This is a genomic window from Mycobacterium sp. smrl_JER01 (assembly GCF_048513595.2).
Classification (GTDB): Bacteria; Actinomycetota; Actinomycetes; order Mycobacteriales; family Mycobacteriaceae; genus Mycobacterium.
On sequence record NZ_JBLXXK020000001.1, the window covers coordinates 3,299,818 to 3,317,037 of the forward strand.

Sequence of the window (17,220 nt, forward strand, 5' to 3'; positions counted from 1 at the left end):
ATAATGTGGAGTCCGAAGTTCTTTACATATCGTCTACGACACCCACCGTCGTCGGGTCGCAAGACCCGATCGCAGACGTCATCGCACTTCTGCGTCCACGTACGGCTGTTCCAGCACCGCTGCACGCCGCCAGTCCGTGGGCGGTGCGGTTCGATCCCTTCCCCCACGTAAAGCTCGGCGTTGTTGTCGAGGGCCAATGCTGGTTGAGCCTCGACGGTCTTGAGCCGGTGCTGCTACACGAAGGCGACTTTTACCTGCTCGGTAACCCTCCACCCTACGTACTGGGCAGCTCGCTCGACGGTATTCTTGCGCGTCCGGCCAACACGTTGCCCCACAACGCGATCGGCCGAGGGTTTCGCATCGGAACCGAGGCAGACGAGGACTCCTACACGTGCAGCATCGACTTCACATTCGACTCCAGCGAGGCCTTGACGTTGCTCGAGGTGCTCCCCCCAGTGCTCGTCATCCGTGCTCACGACCCGTGCGGACGGGTCTTTATGCACCTCGCCAGCCTACTGGTCTGCGAGATCGAATCACCCAGTGCAGGGACATCTCTCGTGCTGGAGCACCTCGCGCAGATCATCCTCGTTTACATGCTGCGAGCGCATTCCGGCAATACCGGACGACCCAGCGGCTGGCTCGCAGCGCTGGCCGACAATGGCGTGGGGGCGGCGTTGCGGGCGATGCACGCCGACGTAAGCCGCCGATGGACCCTCGCCGACCTCTCTGAGATCGCCCAAATGTCACGTTCGGCGTTCGCGGCAGCGTTCAAGGCCATCGTGGGCACAGCTCCGTTGACCTACTTGATCAATTGGCGGATGACCTTGGCTCGCGAGGCTGTGCGCGGCAGCAATTTGTCTAACTCCGAGGTGGCAGCTGCAATAGGTTATGAGTCCGAAAGCGCCTTCAGCACAGCCTTTCGGCGTGAAATCGGCTGCTCACCTAGCCAGTATCGCAACATGGCGCGTGAACCGTAGGAGGAGACTGCTGCGAAGGACTTCGGCATCTCGGAGACTTGACTGCACCGCTGGGCACGCCGGCGGACCGTCGGTGCACCGGTGCCCGACGGCGCGCGTCACGGTGCCGCAAGGCTTCGTGTGAGGCCGCGCGTCACCTCGGCGGCGAGCTCACCGACGGTGACCTCGCGGGCCGTGGAGAACGCCATCATCGCCGTTCCTCGCAGAAGACCGATGATGGCCACGGCGGCCACCTGTGCGTCGACTGCGGCGTCGATCGAGCCGTCGCGAATACCGTCATGCACCTGCTCACTGATGTGGTCCCGGAACCGGGCGTCGCGCTCGGCGAACAGCGGTGCCAGTGACGGCTCCGATCCCGCCGACTCTGCCCACAGCCTCAAGAACGCCTCTGAACGTGGTGAACGGTCACGCATCCCACCCAGGTACGTCTCGACGAACTCAGCGAGGCGGCCAAGACCCGTCGACGCGGTGGACGGCACGTCGAACTGTTGGGTGTGTTTGATCAGCTCCTCCAGCAGTGCAGCCCGGCTGCCGAAGTGGTGGGTGACGATGCCGCGGCTGTAGCCGGCTGCCTCGCCGACGGCTGCCAGCGACACCGCGCGCGATCCGTGCGCCGCCACCAGGGAGGTGGCCGCCTCCAGCACCCGGCGCCTGGTCTGGGCGCGGCGCTCGGCCTGCGTACGCCGGGTCGCGCGGGCCGAAGTCATGCGCTCATTGTCGTCTCGGATGGACTTGTCGGTGGGCCGATGTAACTTGCGTGTTGTCCAACAACTAAGTTACAGGAGCACTGATGCCAGTCTTCAGCACCTCTGAGCTCGACCAGTTCGTCGCCGACGACCCCCAGGGTCCGGTGGTGATGTTGAACCTCATCCGGTTCGCCCCCGGTGGAGCGGAAATCTACCGCCAATACCTCGAGCGTTTCCGCTCCTCCGGGGTTGACCAGCGCTACGGCGTGACGGTTCTCTACGTCGGTGCCGGTCACCCTTCACTCGTTGCGGCCGAGGGCGGTGACTGGGACATGGTGGGGCTGTTTCGCTACCCGAGCCGTCAACACTTCGTCGCCATGATCAATGACCCGGACTACCAGGAATTCGAACATCTACGCGCCGGGGCGGTTACCACCGCGGTGCTGCAACCGACGACACCGGCCTTGTGAGAAACCTCAGCGAGCCGGCCAGTGGCGTAGCGCGACGTCGACCACGGTCGATGGCACGCTCTGCAGCGCCTCGCGGTCCGCCCCGCCTGAGCGCAGTGCACACCGGGAGCGAACGCAGACCCTGCGGACTGCGTTGAGTCATCCGACAGGGGAAGATCCGCATCGCCCGGCTACCGAACGCGTCGAGCGCGCTTGGACCGGCAATGCGTCAAGAACGCCCGCGTACGATCGATGACAACCTCATGCCGACGGAACTCTTCCTTGCCTGACCGTCAAACATGCTCTCCCCCAACATCGATACCGAAGGAGAACCACCAATGATCGGGCGTGCAGCCATCCTCGCTGTGTCCTCGGCAGTGCTGTTGTCGAGTTGTTCGGCTCCCGCGGCACCGCCCAATCAGGTGGTCGGTACTTGGCGGATGGTCTCCGCGACGATCGAGCGAGACGGGACCTCCGTTCCCGCATACGGTGAAAGGCCCAGCGGGCTACTCACATTCACCCCGGAGATGCGCTACGTCGAAGTCCTCACCGACTCCACGGTGGCCCCTTTCACTTCTGACGTGCGAGGCGAGGGCACCGATGCCGAAAACCGGGCCGCTATGGCGGGCGGCATCGGCATGTTCGGCACATACACCGTCGACGAAAACGGGGAATTCAGCGGGAACCGGGTGGAAGGGGCGACGTTTCCCAATTGGGTGGGAGACGTACGGACAACAGAGGATCTCCGCATCACGGTCGACGGCGATCGTATGACCGAGAACTTCACCCGCCCCGATGGAACGGCGATCCAGATCGTCTTCGAACGCGTCACGAACAACTAGTCGGCCAGACGCGCAGCTGGGTGGACCAGTCCGGCATCATCCGACGCGCACCCGACCTTCCCTGTCGGGCCCGCCCCTCAGGCGACGACCGCATGTGGTGGGCCACGGATTAACGCGCTTCGTGCGAACGTCGCTCGGCTCCGCACGTGGTGGCACGACGCTGCGTCTTGGCGTTATCGCGCGGGATTAGATATGAGGTTCCTATGCATCCCGCCCGACCCAACTCAGCTCCGTTTAACGTTCAGACAGCGAGGGGGCACTGGCCCGCACGATCGGAGAAACACTCGCACCGTCCGAGCCCCATCGCAGGACCGGCCATCCAGGGACAACCGGTCCCTGTACGACAGCACATGAGACTGGAATCGTGAATCATGCACTGACCAGCCGCAGCCGACGACGGAGAAAGTATGCCAGACAACCCCTTTGACATGCCGACTGAAGCTGGACCCGAATCATCGGCCACGGCTGGCCAATCCGGGGTGTCGCGCCGCAGCTTCATCGGATGGACCGGCACCGCTGTCGCGGTATCGGTCGGCGGCACCATCGTGATCTCACGGTTGGCCGACCGCGACGCGGACTCCGATACCTCTGCGAGCGCGATTCCGGTCGTGTTGCTCGTGAACGGCACTGAGCACACACTCGACCTCGACCCGCGAACCACCCTACTGGACGCACTGCGCGATCAGATCGGCCTGACCGGCACCAAGAAGGGATGCGACCACGGTCAATGCGGCGCCTGCACCGTGCACGTCGACGGCCGACGGGTGCTCTCGTGCCTGACATTGGCCCCGACCGTACACAGCCGCGCCGTCATGACCATCGAGGGCCTCGCGGACGGCGATGAGTTACATCCTGTACAACAGGCATTCATCGACAACGACGCGCTGCAATGCGGTTTCTGCACACCCGGCCAGATCATGTCCGCCGTGGCGGTCATCGAAGGCGGTCGCACCCGCACCGACGAGCAAATTCGCGAGAACATGTCAGGCAACATCTGCCGTTGCAGCGCTTACCCGTTCATTGTCGAGGCCGTCAAGGCGGCCCGTGATCGGATGTCCTGATATGCGACCCTATACCTACACTGTGGCCGACTCGGTGTCCGCGGCCACCGCCCACACCGGTTCCGCCGACGCGTACCTCGCCGGTGGCACGACTCTGGTCGACCTCATGAAATTGGACGTGCTGACCCCCGAGCACGTCATCGACATCAACGGTTTGCCACTGACCGGCATCAGCGTCGGAGCCGCAGGCTTGCGCGTCGGCGCGCTGGAACGCATGAGCGATGTCGCAGACAACCCCACGGTCCGTAGCGACTTCGCTCTGGTCAGCCAAGCGTTGGAACTGAGCGCCTCCCCTCAACTGCGCAACATGGCGAGCATGGGAGGAAACCTGTTGCAGCGCACCCGATGCAGCTATTTCCGTGATTCGGCGATGCCGTGCAACAAGCGCAGCGCCGGTACCGGCTGCTCGGCCATCGACGGCTACAACCGAGCCCACGCAGTGCTTGGCACCAGCGACGATTGTGTGGCCACCCACGCAAGTGATGTCGCCGTCGCACTCGTGGCCGCCGAGGCAGCGGTGGAACTGAGCAGTTCGGCAGGCGACCGCAGTGTCGCCCTCGAGCAGTTCTACCGGAGGCCCGGATCGACACCGGATGTGGAGAACGAGTTGAGGCCCGGCGAACTGATCACCGCTATCACCGCACCCCGGTTCCCTGCAGGAACCCGAACGGGTTATCTCAAAGTCCGCGACCGTCAATCCTACGAGTTCGCGCTCACCTCTGTCGCTGTCGCGGTCACACTGCGCGGCGGGGTCATCGCCCGGGCACGACTGGCCGCCGGTGGAGTGGGCACCGTGCCCTGGCGGTTAGCTGAAGTGGAATCCCTACTGGCCGGCCGACCTGCCACCGCTGCCACCTTTGACGCAGCTGCCGCCGCGGCGGCCACCGATGCCCGGCCGCTGCGGCACAACAGTTTCAAGCCTCATCTGCTACGCAGAGCGATCGTGCGCGCCCTGACCGACGTTACGGACATCGCATGAATCCGTCACCGCTGGGCGGCGACATCTCCCGCGTCGACGGTCGCGCCAAGACGACGGGTGCCGCCCGCTACTCTGCGGACTACCGGGAACCGGCTCTCGTCCACGCCGTCCTGGTGTCGGCCACGATCGGGTTGGGCCGAATCAACGCGATGGACACCGACGCCGCGGAGCGTGCACCTGGTGTTCAAGCGGTCTACACGCCGTTCGCACCGCTGCGGCTCCAGCCCGTCGCCGAGGATGCCCTCGGAGAGAACTACCGTCCGCTGCAGGACCGCGAGGTGCGATTCTTCGGCCAAGCCATCGCAGTGGTGGTCGCCGACACCTTCGAACACGCCCGCGATGCGGCAGCCATGATCACCACGGACTACCAGAGCCGCACTCCGAGGACCGCTCTTGCTGATGCCGGGGAGGGCACCAGCATTGCGATGCCGGAATCGGGCAACAGGACCCTACTGGCGCCCGGGGTTTCCTCGATCGACGACGCGCTGCGCGACAGCGAGATCACCATCGAGACCACGGTCACTCAACTGGCACAGCATGCCGCGGCGATGGAACCGCATGCGTCCGTGGCGGTGTGGCACGGCAACCAGCTGACTCTGTACAGCGGGACACAGTTTCCCGGCCGGGCGATCGTCGGTATCACCGGCGCGCTCGGGTTGGCACCCGAAGAGGTGCGAATCGTCTCGACATATGTCGGAGGCGGATTCGGTAGTCGCGTACTGCCCTGGTCGGACGTCATTCTGGGCGCAGCAGCGGCCCGTGAACTAAACCGTCCGGTCAAACTGATCTTGAACCGCAGCCAGGTTTTCAGCATCGTCGGGCACCGCTCTGCGGTGCGGCAACGAGTGCGGCTGGGCGCCCGCGCCGACGGAACACTCACCGCTGTCAGCCACGAGTCCGACGCCGAAGCTCCTGCCGTGGGTGGATGGCCGATGCGCACCGCCGCCGAGACCACCGCAGCGCTGTACCGCACCCCGAATCTGCATGTAGACCAGCGCCAAGTCATTCTGGACACCCCGCCCACCTGGGCGATGCGTGCGCCCAATGAGGCGCCCGGAGCGTTCGCCATCGAAACGGCGATGGATGAACTGGCGGTGGCCTCCGGCGTCGACCCGGTGGAGGTGCGGCTGCGCAACTACGCGACGACGTTGCCCGGCACCAATCGCCGGTGGACCAGCAAGAGACTCGACGAATGTTACCGAGTTGGTGCCGACCGATTCGGCTGGGAACGCCGCACGGCAACCCCGGCGACGAACCGCGACGGCCATTGGATGATCGGCGTGGGGATGGCTACCGCGATCTACCCGGCCGCCGGCCGGTCCGGCAATGCGGTCGAGGTGCGCTTCCGCGACGACGGCACCGTGCTGGCATCGACCGGCGTCATGGACATCGGCACAGGTGCTGCCACCGCGCTGGCGATCGTGGTCGCCGACGCAGTGGGCCTGCCGATGGACCGAATCGTCACCGAAGTAGGTGACACCATCCTGCCGCCCGGGCCTGGCGCCGTCGGCTCCCGCGCCACTGGCAGCATGGCGCCGACCGCCCGGACCGCCGCACGGGCCGCGATCGACAACCTCACCAGGGCCGCTTCGACGAACCCGGCCTCGCCGCTGGCCGGTTCGGAGGCACCGGTGTCCTACGCTGCCGGTACGTTGCGAACGGGCAACGAGCGCATCGGATTCGCCGACCTGTTGCGTGTGATGCGAGTCCCGGAGATCGTCGCCGTCCACAGCAGCGAGGACACCATTTCTCCGCAGTTCGCGGCACACGGGTTCGGGGCACACTTCTGCGAGGTGCGGGTCAACTCGTTCACGGGTGAAACTCGCGTTTCCAGGTTCACGACCGTCGTCGACATCGGTCGGGTGATCAACGCCAAGGCCGCCAGAAGCCAGGTCGTCGGCGGCGTCATTTTCGGCATCGGACACGCGTTGCTGGAAGCCGATCCGATCGAACCCTCCGGCCGGCTGGCGGCTGCCAATCTGGCCGACTACGTCGTTCCGGTCAACGCCGATGTGCCGTTCATCGACGCCGTCTGTCTCGACGGCGACGACCCCGACTTCAGCGAGGTCGGGGCCCGCGGTGTCGGCGAACTGGGAACGGTCGGATCAGCCGCGGCGATCGGCAATGCTGTGTTCAACGCCACCGGCATCCGGATCCGTGATCTACCGATTCATCCAGAAACCCTGCTGCGCTGAACCTTTCGACCAGTGAGGGCGCCGGTGTTCCACAGAACCCGCGCCGCATGACAGATGCATCCCAACGATCCGAAACCGAGGAGGCGCCGTGACGGCACGGACCACCCCCGACGTCACCCTGCTGTTCACCGCTGCGGACCGCGAGTCGCCGACACCGGCCGGCAACAAACGCACGCGTACGGCCCTGCGCTGGATCGTACGAGCGCTGGGCGCTGCAACTCTGGTCGCAATACTGTGCTCGGTAGTGGTCGTTCTGACCGTTCCCGGTGCTGCCGCCGCGGTCGACGAGTGCGCCGACGTCGAGGTGATCTTCGCCCGCGGTACTTTCGAGCCACCGGGAATCGGTGCGACAGGCCAGGGATTCATCGACGCTCTTCGCGCCCGCCTCCCCGATCAAAGCCTCACCGTGCACGCCGTCGACTACCCGGCATCACTCGATTTCCCCCGTGCCGCAGACGGCGTCGTCGACGTCGTCAACCGGGTCCGCGCGATATCCGAACGCTGCGCCACCACCGACATCATCCTGGGTGGCTACTCACAAGGTGCAGCCGTGACCGCCTACGCCACCAGCGAGACAATGCCCGCCGGCTACACGCCCCCATTGCCCATGCCCAGTCCGCTCACCGGCGCGGTCGCCGACCGCGTGTCCGCGGTCGTCCTGTTCGGACGTCCATCCGACTTCGTGACGAACCTCGCCGTCAAAGACGCTCCGCCCATGGTCATCGGCCCCACCTACCGGGGCAGAACGCTGGACCTCTGTGCTGAGCGGGACCCAATATGCGCGGCCGGCGGACTGGACCGGCTGGCTCATAGTGCCTATGTCGGTAACGGTATGGCATCCCAGGCGGCCGACTTCGCCGCAGGTCGGCTGCGCGGATGATGACACGCGCACAAAGACATTGGTACCCCACCTCGACGGCGGGCATGACCAGAACCCGCATCGAGACGATGGAGATAGGAACCCGAGAAGCACATCCGGGTTGCTCGGCTCGATGAACTGGTGGCTCGCCCTCGGGATCACGGTGTTGCTGTGCCTGAGCGGCCTTCAGTTCTGTCTCTACATCGCCCTGAGATATCTGGGACCGTTGCTCGGTGCCGAACCTGTCGAACCTCGTCATCGCGGAGATGTATCTGCGGGCACTTCGGCACGGTAGTTCCGCGGTACTGCGCCTGGCTTCGCTGCTCGCGCCTTTCGTCGCCGCAACTGTCGTCGTGATCGGTGTGTACTCGCAGTGGTGAACGGATACGACGTGGCGCTTGACCGGCAGTCCCCGGTTCGCGTCCGCGGATCACGGGTCCGCGGATGCCCACGTCCTTCCACCGGCCGCAGTGGACACGCATCATCGAGACGTGGTCTCCCCAGAACTCGATCTCGGCCGCGTAGCGGAGCTGCTACGAACTCGGCGCCGAGCACTGCAGCCCGAGGACGTCGGGTTCGCCCGTGGCAGGCGTCGGCGAACGCCCGGGCTTCGTCGCGAAGAAGTCGCGGCGCTCTGTTCGATATCGACCGCCTATTACAGCCGCTTGGAGCGGACCCGAGGCGCCGAAGCGACCGGACCTCGTCCGTCGCCCGCCACTCTGGCCGGCATCGCACGGGGGCTTCGACTCACCCGCGCGGGGCGCGACACGCTGTTCGCGGCTGCCGGCTATGCCGCGGGGGACGATGAGGGGTACACGCACGTTGATCCGGGAGTGATGCTGCTGCTCGACAGGCTCGCCGACACCCCTGCTCATTCAGTCGGTCTGCTGGGCGAGGCGCTTTGGCAGACAAGAGCTTCCAAGTCGCTGATCGGCGACCTGAGCCGACACACCGGGCGGGCGCGCAGCGGTTACTACCGGTGGTTCATCGACTCCTGCGAGCGGCAACGCTACGCGCCTACCGATCACCGCGCTATCAGCGCGGAGATCACCGCGGACCTGCGGCACACGCTATCGCGCACGCGAGCCGGTCGCACAGTGAGAGATCTCGTCGGGATACTGCTGAGTCGAAGTGAGGAGTTCGCTGCACTGTGGGAAAGCCAGGACCTGAGAGAAGAGCCGTTCACCATTGAGCCGCGCACCTTCATCCATCCGTCTCTGGGTCCACTGCAGTTGCAGCGCGAGGTTCTCACGGCGGCCGACCGCAGCCAGCGGGTCGTGGTCTACCACGCGATTCCAGGTACAACCGACGACACAACCATGCAGCTGTTGTCGGTCATCGGCCAGCATCGATTCAACAGCTGACGCCCAAAATGCCTAGCACCTGTGCAGATCCGGCCGTATGACCGGCGCCTGGGCGGGACTGATGTCGACAGGAGCGTCGCGCTGGTATTCGTGGGGCGCGGTGCACAGTGCTGCCAACTTGGCGTGACTTTCGGTCGCGGGGTCCGCGGTGAACACGAGCAATGTGTGAAGTCGCGTCACGTCGTGCAGAACTTGACACTGAACATCGAGAACGCCCAACCGGGGGTGCACAATTCGCTTATCCAGTTCGTGAGGCTGGTCGACATGGTGTTGCGCCCACTGCTGCGCGAATTCCGGGCTGAGTTCCAATAGCGAGTCGATCACCTGGGCTGCACGCGAAGTCGCCCCATCGCGCACGTATGCGACACGAGCGCCGGCAACAAACGAACGTCCGACCTTGGGATGATCCTCGACCGGATACGTGCGCTGCGCCTGCTCGTCGGTGAACCACCGGTACAGGACGCTGCGGGAGAGTCCTTCGAAGCTGGTCTCGTCGCCCAGGAGTGCGCGCGCAGGCGGCGTTTGAACCAAAGTCTCCCCCAGCGCCGACATCACCTGCGCGGGTGTGTCTTTTAGGCGATCCAGTATGCGCATCATCGCGGAGCTGACCTCGATGCCGACCGGGGTACGCGCAGGGGCATTGTGTCCGGCCAGTCGGAACAGGTGATCACGCTCGTCCGGCGACATGCGCAGTGCCTTCGCCAACGAAGCCACGACGTCGACCGAAGGTTGCGAGGCGCGTTGCTGCTCCATCCGGCAGTAGTAGTCAGTGGAGATCATTGCCAGCGACGCGACTTCCTCGCGGCGCAGGCCACTGGTTCGGCGCCGTGGTCCTCCGGGAATCCCGACGTCTTCAGGAGTCAGCGCCATGCGCCGGTTACGGAGGAATTCGGCGAGCTGAGGTTGATCCATTCGCCCATCCTCACCGCGATAGGGACGAACATCCAGGGACTCGCAGACCCCGGATCATCGAACGTGTCCATCCTGGGTTTCCTGGCGAATCTCGTTGCCCTCTGCGATGGTTGAGACCGCGATGCGATCTCGTTCACAGCCGGACCCCCGCCTCGCATGCCGCGGATTTCGCACACTCGGCATCCCCGCGATTGACTTTTAGTCTGCTAGCAGACATTATTGTCTGGTGCCTGACAAAAAGCCGCCCGGACACGACACGGTCGGCGCGTGGACCAAAAGGTGCTACCTGGCCGCCCGCGCGGTCATGGACGACGCGCTGCGACCTTACGACCTCGGTGCCACGCAGTGGTACGTGCTCTATCAACTCGCGCACACGGGGCCGACGCGGCAGCGCGAACTGCAACGCACCCTGCACGTCGAACGCGCGACCCTGAGTTCGGTCGTCGGGGCCTTGGTCCGCAAACAGCTGATCGAACAGATACCCGACACCACCGACCAGCGACAGAAACTGCTGAGGCTCACCGCCTTCGGGGATGCGCTGTGGCACGACCTGCCAGACCTGACTCGAATACACGCCGTTGCGTTCGGCGACATCGACGCCAACGACCTCGAGATAACCCTACGGGTGCTACAAGCCGCGACGGAGCGACTCGAAAGTCACCTGAGAAAGGAAGACCGATGAAGATCCTCATGACGGGGGCGACCGGACTGGTAGGAGCACGACTGTTGCCGCGCCTCGTCGACGACGGCCACGATTGCCGCGCCGTGGTGCGCCGAGCGGGAGCGGCGCCTTCCGGGGTGACGGAGGTGATAGGCGACCTCGCCGACGGCGATTCGCTTGCATCAGCCGTCACCGGCGTCGAAGCGATCGTTCATCTCGCCGCGGTGTTCCGTACAACCGACACCGACACGATCTGGAAGGCGAACCTCGACGGAACCCGCAACCTCATCTCGGCGGCACAGCGTCATGCACCGGATGCGCGGTTCATCATGGCGAGCACCGCGCACATTTACAACCCCGACGCCACCCGCCCGAGTTGCGAGGATGACCCGGCCGAGCCGGGGCACGCGTATCCAGCGAGTAAGCTCGCAGCCGAAAATGCGTTGCGGCAAAGCACTCTCACCTGGACCATCCAACGTTACGGCTTTGTCTACGGCGACGGCGACGGTCATGTCGAATCACTGCCCGAGCTCGTCACAAGTGCCGGATTCCATCCCGCGCAGCGAATGAGCCTCATTCATCACCGCGACATCGCGGTTGCCACGCGACTGGCACTCTCCGGTGTGATGGACGGACGCATCGTGAACATCACCGATGAAGCCCCCACCTCACTGTATGAGCTTGTCAAATTCGCCGGCGGCACCGTCGAGCCGACATCGAAAGCGCTGGAGCACCCTTGGCACCTGCAGATGGACGGAGCGTTGGCGCGGCGGATCGGCTTTCGCCCGGGTATACGCACCATTTACCAAGCCGTCGAAGAGCAGGCGATGTAACGCCCTCGCTTCAGTCCCCGCCTGCGACGTGGTCACTATCACACGGCGGCCGGATCGGACGGGGAGACGATATCCCCGGACTCACCGGTCCTGGTAGCCCCCGCACGAGGCAGGTTCCATGAGCGACATGACACTGTATGAAACCACGTCTGCTCACCTCAGGGAGAATCGCGCGATTGATTGTGGTGCAACCATTCTCGACCCAGGGCCGGATGGCGGATCGCCCCGCCCGGCGGATTCGGTTGGCAGGACCCGCCGCGGTGACGCGATCACCCTGTTTCGGGCGTGGTTGCGACACCCACTGCGCACAGCGGCGATTGCGCCGTCCAGCCTGGCCCTGGCTCGACTGATGACCAAAGACATCGCCGCCTCTGATCGCGTGGTGGAGCTCGGGCCCGGCACCGGCGTGTTCACTCAAGCACTGGTTGACCGCGGCGTGCCGTCTTCCCGCTTGACGGTCGTCGAAGCCAACCCAGAGTTCGCCGACTTGCTCAGCACACGATTCCCGGACGTCCACGTGGTGTGCGCCGACGCCGCCACCGACTCCTGGCAGCTGTCCGAGCACACCGAGATCGATGCCGTGGTCAGTGGGTTGCCACTGTTGTCCATGCCCATCGACTCGGTCGCAGGAGTGCTTTCCACGGCGCTCTCAGTACTTCATCCGCAAGGAGGCTTTTACCAGTTCACCTACGGCCCCACCTGCCCTGTTCGCGCCACTCTGCTTGGGACACTGCGCTTGAGCGCCACGCGGATCGGCTGGACGCCACGCAACCTCCCGCCCGCCTCGGTGTACCGGATCGAACGCCGGCTCGGATGACACCGACCAGCGGCAACGATATGCACCGTTGCTGATTCGGACCGTCGATACTATGGTTTCGGCAACCCGAAAATCGGGGGCGCTTGTCGACAATCGGCGGGAGACACGAATGAGACGAGGCGGGCGTTGGCCGGTGGCCAAATCCGTCGCGATCGTCGGTGTCGCGGCGATCGTGGTGGCCTGCACCTCCGAGGGCGGTGACCGAGGGGCCGAACAACCCACCGTGTTGACCACTTTCACGGTGCTCGCCGACATCGCCGCCAACGTCGCCGGTGAACACCTGTTGGTCGAATCGATCACCAAACCGGGAGCCGAGATCCACGGCTACGAACCCACCCCCGGTGATATCAGAAAGGCCGCCACGGCTGATCTCATCCTCGACAACGGCCTGGGCCTGGAAGCGTGGTTCGCCCAGTTCGTCGACGGCCTTGACGTTCCCCACGTCGTGGTCAGTGAGGGCGTGGCGCCCCTGAACATCACCGGGGACAGCTCCGGCGGCGCGCCGAATCCGCACGCATGGATGTCACCGCTGAACGTGCAGGTCTACGCCGACAACATGGCCGGCGCATTCGCCGAACTCGACCCCGCCCACGCGCAGGCTTACCGCGACAACGCCGCGGCCTACCGTGGTCGGCTCCAGCAGGTTCACGACGACCTGGTTGCCGAACTCCAAGCCCTACCTTCGAACCACCGCGCGTTGGTGACCTGCGAAGGCGCCTTCTCCTATCTGGCGCGCGACGCCGGGCTGACCGAGAAGTACATCTGGGCGGTCAACGCCGAACAGCAAGCCACCCCCCAGCAGATCGCGTCGGTCATCGAGTTCGTCAACACCAACGACGTGCCCGCGGTCTTCTGTGAATCCACCGTCTCCGATGCGCCGATGCAGCGCGTCGTGGAAGCCACCGGCGCCCGTTTCGGCGGGGTGCTGTTCGTCGATTCGCTCTCTGAAGCCGACGGTCCGGTGCCGACGTACCTCGACCTCATCCGCCACGACGCCACCACCATCGCAACGGCGTTGACGGCAGGCCGCTCCCGATGACCGATCCTGCGCTGCAGGTCGACTCGGTCACCGTGCACTACGGCCGCGTACTTGCCCTGCACGACGCGACACTGACCCTGCAACCGGGACGAGTCTGCGGGATGGTCGGCATGAACGGCTCCGGCAAATCCACCCTGTTCAAGGCCGTCATGGGGTTGGTGCGTCCCGACACCGGAACCGTGCGCATCCACGGCTCGGACCCGGCGGCAGCCCGCAAGGCGGGACGTGTCGCGTATATGCCTCAGAGCGAAGCCATCGACTGGGCGTTCCCGCTGTCGGTGCGCGATGTCGTGCTCACCGGTCGCTACGGACAGATGGGACCCGCCCGGCGGGCCCGCGCTGCCGACCACAGCGCCGTCGACGACGCGCTGAGGCGTGTCGATCTCGTCGACTACCAGCACCGTCAGATCGGAGCGCTGTCGGGTGGTCAACGCAAGCGCGCGTTCATGGCCCGGTGCATCGCCCAAGGGGCCGACCTGTTGCTGCTCGACGAACCTTTCGCCGGGGTCGACAAGCGCAGCGAAGCCACCATTGCCGGACTGCTGCGCGACCTCGCCGACGGCGGCTCGACGATCCTGGTATCCACCCACGACCTGACCGCCCTGCCCACCCTCGCCGACGAAGCGATTCTGATCATGCGGACCGTGCTCCTCCACGATGAGCCCGCCACCGTCCTGCAACCGCAGAACCTGGCCCGCGCCTTCGGTCTCGACGTCCTCGATGACACCCCGGGACAGCGGTGAGCATCCTCGAGTTTCTCCTCGAACCGCTGCGGCTGGAGTTCATGGTCCGCGCCACCATCACGACATTGATCGCGTCCGTGGTGTGCGCGATACTGTCCTGCTGGCTCGTGCTGATCGGCTGGTCGCTGATGGGGGACGCCGTCTCGCATGCCGTGCTGCCCGGAGTCGTCCTGGCCTACATCGTGGGTGCACCATTCGCGTTGGGCGCCATCCTGTTCGGGTTCGCCGCGGTGGCGCTGATCGGCATCGTCCGCGACACCAGCCGAACCAAGGAGGACGCCGCGATCGGCGTCGTGTTCACCACCCTGTTCGCCCTCGGCCTGGTGCTGATCTCCGTCACGCCCAGCCAGGTGGACCTCAACCACATTCTGTTCGGCAATCTGCTCGGTGTCTCTCGATCCGACATGGTTCAGGTCGTGATACTCGGCGCCATCGTCTCGGCGGTCCTGATCTACAAGCGCCGCGACTTCACCCTCTACGCATTCGATCCCGATCATGCCCAGGCGATCGGGCTCAACCCGCGCATACTCGGCGCCGCACTGCTCGGTCTGCTCGCCATGACCGCCGTCGTGGCGCTGCAGGCTGTCGGGGTCGTCCTGGTCGTCGCACTGCTCATCACCCCGGGCGCGACGGCCTACCTGCTCACCGATCGATTCGGCCGCATGCTGCTCATCGCACCCACCATCGCCACCGCGTGCGCGTTGGCAGGTCTGTATGCCAGCTACTATCTCGACACCTCATCCGGTCCCATGGTCGTCCTCGCCAACGGCACGGCATTCGCTTTGGCCTACCTCGTGAGCCCCAGCCACGGACTCCTTACCCGCCGACGGCGTCGGACCAGACCCGCCGTTTAGGCGAAACGCTTCGGGGTATCGCCGCCGCATCGACGCGGCACCGGCCGCGGCCGGACAGGAGGTGCGGGGGTTTGATGGATACTCGGCCAGCGCGCCGGTCACGGCACGGCGGCAACCTGGTCGCCGGAATCCTGCTCGGACTGGGCACCGTGGCCTTCGTCGACGAGGTGGTGTTTCATCAGCTGTTGCACTGGCACCACTTCTACGATCTGTCCACCACCGAGGTGGGTTTGATCTCGGACGGACTCTTCCACGCGTTCAGCTGGTTCGCCACCGTCGCCGCCTTGCTGATGGTGGTCAGACTGGTTCGCGACAAAGCCTTCTGGGGCTTGGCATTCGCTGCCGGGTGGCTCACCGGGGCGGGCTTCTTCCAGCTCTATGACGGACTCTTCCAGCACAAGGTCTTGGGCATTCACCAGATCCGCTACGGAGTCGACCTGCTCCCCTATGACCTGACGTGGAACATTGTCGCCGCCGGTCTGCTCATCGCGGGCCTGGTGTTGTCGGCGGTGACCGCACGCACTGCGCGACACCACCGTGAGCGTCACCAAGTCCACACCTGACGATGACCCACCACGACCACGGCGAGCACCACGAGACGGGTGTGGTGCTCCTCGGGCCGGGTGATTGGACGACAGCGCTGCTGCTCCTCGGCGCAGTGGCCACCTACACCTACGCCGTATTCCGCCTGCACCGTCGCGATGTCGGATGGCCGAAGCTTCGCATGACGGCATGGACGCTCGGATGCCTGTCCGTGGGTCTGGCGCTCGTCGGCCCGTTGGCCATCCGCGCCCACGACGACTTCGTCGCGCACATGGCCGGCCACGTCCTGTTGGGCATGCTCGGCCCGCTGCTGCTGGTGCTGGCAGCCCCCGGGCGACTGGCTCTGCGGGTGCTCCCGGTCGCCGCGGCACGGCATGTGGCACGGGTGCTCGCATCGGCGCCGGTGGCGGTGCTGACCAACCCGTTCGTCGCGGGCGTGCTGAACATCGGAAGCCTATGGATTCTGTACCGGTCCGGGCTTTACGCCGCCATGCACACCGAGCCCCTGTTGCACGCACTGGTCCACGTGCACGTCGTTGCCGCCGGCTACCTTTTCACGTTCGCGGTTCTCGGCGGACCGGACCCGGCACCCCACCGCCCCTCACCACCGTGGCGCGTCACAGCCCTGGTGCTGGCCATCGCCGCACACAACGTCTTGGCGAAGACGATTTACGCCGACCCGCCCGAGGGTGTACCTGTGGAGCAGGCCCAAGCAGGTGCGCAGTTCATGTACTACGTCGGGGCACCGATAGAGATAGCGCTTCTGGTCCTGGTGTGCCGCCCCTGGCTGCTGCCGCGGAACCGCCCGCCGCGCCTGATGAGACGCTGTCGAACACTGCACCAGCAATCCGGGTCGAGGTACCGTGCAGTCCGGGCGCTCGAACCCTGATCCGCGCTGCCCGCGACCAGGGCCGCAAATCGTCGGCGCCAGTTACCCAGCGGCCGAGGCAGACTCGTATTCGTCGATGGCATCGACCTTGCTCGCCGAGGCGCTCTGCGGATCGAACTCGTAGCGCAGCCACTCGCGCGCAAGACGGCGTGCCAACTCCAGCCCGATCACGCGTTGCCCGAAGCACAGCACCTGCGCGTTGTTGGACAGCACCGAACGTTCGACGGAGAAGCCGTCGTGCGCGGTCACCGCGCGGATTCCGGGCACCTTGTTGGCGCTGATCGCAACCCCGAGCCCGGTACCGCACACCAGCAATGCGCGGTCGGCCTTACCCTCGGCGACCATGCGCGCCGCGGCGACCGCGACGTGCGGGTAGGCGGTGTCGTCATCGGCCCCGACCCCGACATCGATCACATCGGCGACCCGATCGTCGGCGCGCAGGTCGCCTTTGAGTGCTTCCTTGTACTCGTAACCGGCGTCGTCGGATCCGACGACGATCCGCAGCCCAGAAGGCATG

20 protein-coding genes are annotated in these 17,220 nt (G+C 65.4%); 17 read left to right on the top strand and 3 right to left on the bottom strand.

Annotation, left to right across the window (positions count from 1 at the left end; translation table 11 throughout):
* The first annotated feature begins 5 nt into the window (after window positions 1-5).
* Entirely contained in the window at window positions 6-977 is a 972-nt protein-coding gene (locus tag ACNUDN_RS15540) for an AraC family transcriptional regulator (protein ID WP_419122775.1), read from the top strand.
* Between the two features lie 98 nt (window positions 978-1,075).
* On the opposite strand, the gene ACNUDN_RS15545 is transcribed toward ACNUDN_RS15540, so the two are convergent.
* Entirely contained in the window at window positions 1,076-1,684 is a 609-nt protein-coding gene (locus tag ACNUDN_RS15545) for a TetR/AcrR family transcriptional regulator (RefSeq protein ID WP_419122776.1), read from the bottom strand.
* 83 nt (window positions 1,685-1,767) lie between these two features.
* Between ACNUDN_RS15545 and ACNUDN_RS15550 the strand changes: the two genes are divergently transcribed.
* The 8 genes from ACNUDN_RS15550 to ACNUDN_RS15585 all read left to right on the top strand — a co-directional run bounded on the left by ACNUDN_RS15550 (window position 1,768) and on the right by ACNUDN_RS15585 (window position 9,412).
* Window positions 1,768-2,133, top strand: coding sequence for a DUF1330 domain-containing protein (locus ACNUDN_RS15550; RefSeq protein WP_419122777.1), 366 nt, complete (start codon window positions 1,768-1,770; stop codon window positions 2,131-2,133).
* 317 nt (window positions 2,134-2,450) lie between these two features.
* Window positions 2,451-2,954, top strand: coding sequence for a lipocalin-like domain-containing protein (locus ACNUDN_RS15555; RefSeq protein ID WP_419122778.1), 504 nt, complete (start codon window positions 2,451-2,453; stop codon window positions 2,952-2,954).
* A 557-nt stretch (window positions 2,955-3,511) separates the two neighbouring features.
* On the top strand, window positions 3,512-4,015 hold the full coding sequence (locus ACNUDN_RS15560) for a (2Fe-2S)-binding protein (RefSeq protein ID WP_419122779.1): 504 nt from the start codon (window positions 3,512-3,514) through the stop codon (window positions 4,013-4,015).
* Between the two features lies 1 nt (window position 4,016).
* Complete coding sequence (locus ACNUDN_RS15565; protein ID WP_419122780.1) at window positions 4,017-4,994, top strand: FAD binding domain-containing protein; 978 nt, start codon at window positions 4,017-4,019, stop codon at window positions 4,992-4,994.
* Window positions 4,991-7,189: a xanthine dehydrogenase family protein molybdopterin-binding subunit gene (locus tag ACNUDN_RS15570; protein ID WP_419122781.1), complete on the top strand. Its 2,199-nt coding sequence runs from the start codon at window positions 4,991-4,993 to the stop codon at window positions 7,187-7,189. The genes ACNUDN_RS15565 and ACNUDN_RS15570 overlap by 4 nt, the downstream gene beginning before the upstream one ends.
* Before the next feature lie 220 nt (window positions 7,190-7,409).
* Complete coding sequence (locus tag ACNUDN_RS15575; RefSeq protein ID WP_419125181.1) at window positions 7,410-8,069, top strand: cutinase family protein; 660 nt, start codon at window positions 7,410-7,412, stop codon at window positions 8,067-8,069.
* A gap of 212 nt (window positions 8,070-8,281) precedes the next feature.
* On the top strand, window positions 8,282-8,428 hold the full coding sequence (locus ACNUDN_RS15580) for a hypothetical protein (RefSeq protein WP_419122782.1): 147 nt from the start codon (window positions 8,282-8,284) through the stop codon (window positions 8,426-8,428).
* 453 nt (window positions 8,429-8,881) lie between these two features.
* On the top strand, window positions 8,882-9,412 hold the full coding sequence (locus tag ACNUDN_RS15585) for an MmyB family transcriptional regulator (RefSeq protein ID WP_419122783.1): 531 nt from the start codon (window positions 8,882-8,884) through the stop codon (window positions 9,410-9,412).
* A 12-nt stretch (window positions 9,413-9,424) separates the two neighbouring features.
* Here ACNUDN_RS15585 and ACNUDN_RS15590 read toward each other — a convergent pair whose 3' ends face one another.
* Window positions 9,425-10,324, bottom strand: coding sequence for a helix-turn-helix transcriptional regulator (locus ACNUDN_RS15590; RefSeq protein WP_419122784.1), 900 nt, complete (start codon window positions 10,322-10,324; stop codon window positions 9,425-9,427).
* Between the two features lie 226 nt (window positions 10,325-10,550).
* Between ACNUDN_RS15590 and ACNUDN_RS15595 the strand changes: the two genes are divergently transcribed.
* The 8 genes from ACNUDN_RS15595 (at window position 10,551) to ACNUDN_RS15630 (ending at window position 16,703) form a co-directional block, all read left to right on the top strand.
* On the top strand, window positions 10,551-11,006 hold the full coding sequence (locus tag ACNUDN_RS15595; protein ID WP_419122785.1) for a MarR family winged helix-turn-helix transcriptional regulator: 456 nt from the start codon (window positions 10,551-10,553) through the stop codon (window positions 11,004-11,006).
* The gene (locus ACNUDN_RS15600; RefSeq protein ID WP_419122786.1) at window positions 11,003-11,818 is read left to right on the top strand and encodes an NAD-dependent epimerase/dehydratase family protein; all 816 of its coding nucleotides are present in this window, start codon (window positions 11,003-11,005) and stop codon (window positions 11,816-11,818) included. Before ACNUDN_RS15595 ends, ACNUDN_RS15600 begins: the two co-directional genes overlap by 4 nt.
* 349 nt (window positions 11,819-12,167) lie before the next feature.
* Window positions 12,168-12,635: a class I SAM-dependent methyltransferase gene (locus ACNUDN_RS15605; protein WP_419122787.1), complete on the top strand. Its 468-nt coding sequence runs from the start codon at window positions 12,168-12,170 to the stop codon at window positions 12,633-12,635.
* A 109-nt stretch (window positions 12,636-12,744) separates the two neighbouring features.
* Window positions 12,745-13,674, top strand: coding sequence for a metal ABC transporter substrate-binding protein (locus ACNUDN_RS15610; RefSeq protein WP_419122788.1), 930 nt, complete (start codon window positions 12,745-12,747; stop codon window positions 13,672-13,674).
* On the top strand, window positions 13,671-14,417 hold the full coding sequence (locus tag ACNUDN_RS15615) for a metal ABC transporter ATP-binding protein (RefSeq protein WP_419122789.1): 747 nt from the start codon (window positions 13,671-13,673) through the stop codon (window positions 14,415-14,417). The genes ACNUDN_RS15610 and ACNUDN_RS15615 overlap by 4 nt, the downstream gene beginning before the upstream one ends.
* Entirely contained in the window at window positions 14,414-15,271 is an 858-nt protein-coding gene (locus ACNUDN_RS15620) for a metal ABC transporter permease (RefSeq protein WP_419122790.1), read from the top strand. Before ACNUDN_RS15615 ends, ACNUDN_RS15620 begins: the two co-directional genes overlap by 4 nt.
* 74 nt (window positions 15,272-15,345) lie before the next feature.
* Complete coding sequence (locus tag ACNUDN_RS15625; protein ID WP_419122791.1) at window positions 15,346-15,834, top strand: DUF2243 domain-containing protein; 489 nt, start codon at window positions 15,346-15,348, stop codon at window positions 15,832-15,834.
* A gap of 2 nt (window positions 15,835-15,836) precedes the next feature.
* A complete protein-coding gene (locus tag ACNUDN_RS15630) occupies window positions 15,837-16,703 on the top strand; it encodes a cytochrome c oxidase assembly protein (protein ID WP_419122792.1) in 867 nt (288 codons plus the stop codon).
* Between the two features lie 42 nt (window positions 16,704-16,745).
* On the opposite strand, the gene ACNUDN_RS15635 is transcribed toward ACNUDN_RS15630, so the two are convergent.
* On the bottom strand, window positions 16,746-17,219 hold the full coding sequence (locus ACNUDN_RS15635; RefSeq protein ID WP_419122793.1) for a ribose-5-phosphate isomerase: 474 nt from the start codon (window positions 17,217-17,219) through the stop codon (window positions 16,746-16,748).
* Between the last annotated feature and the right edge of the window lies 1 nt (window position 17,220).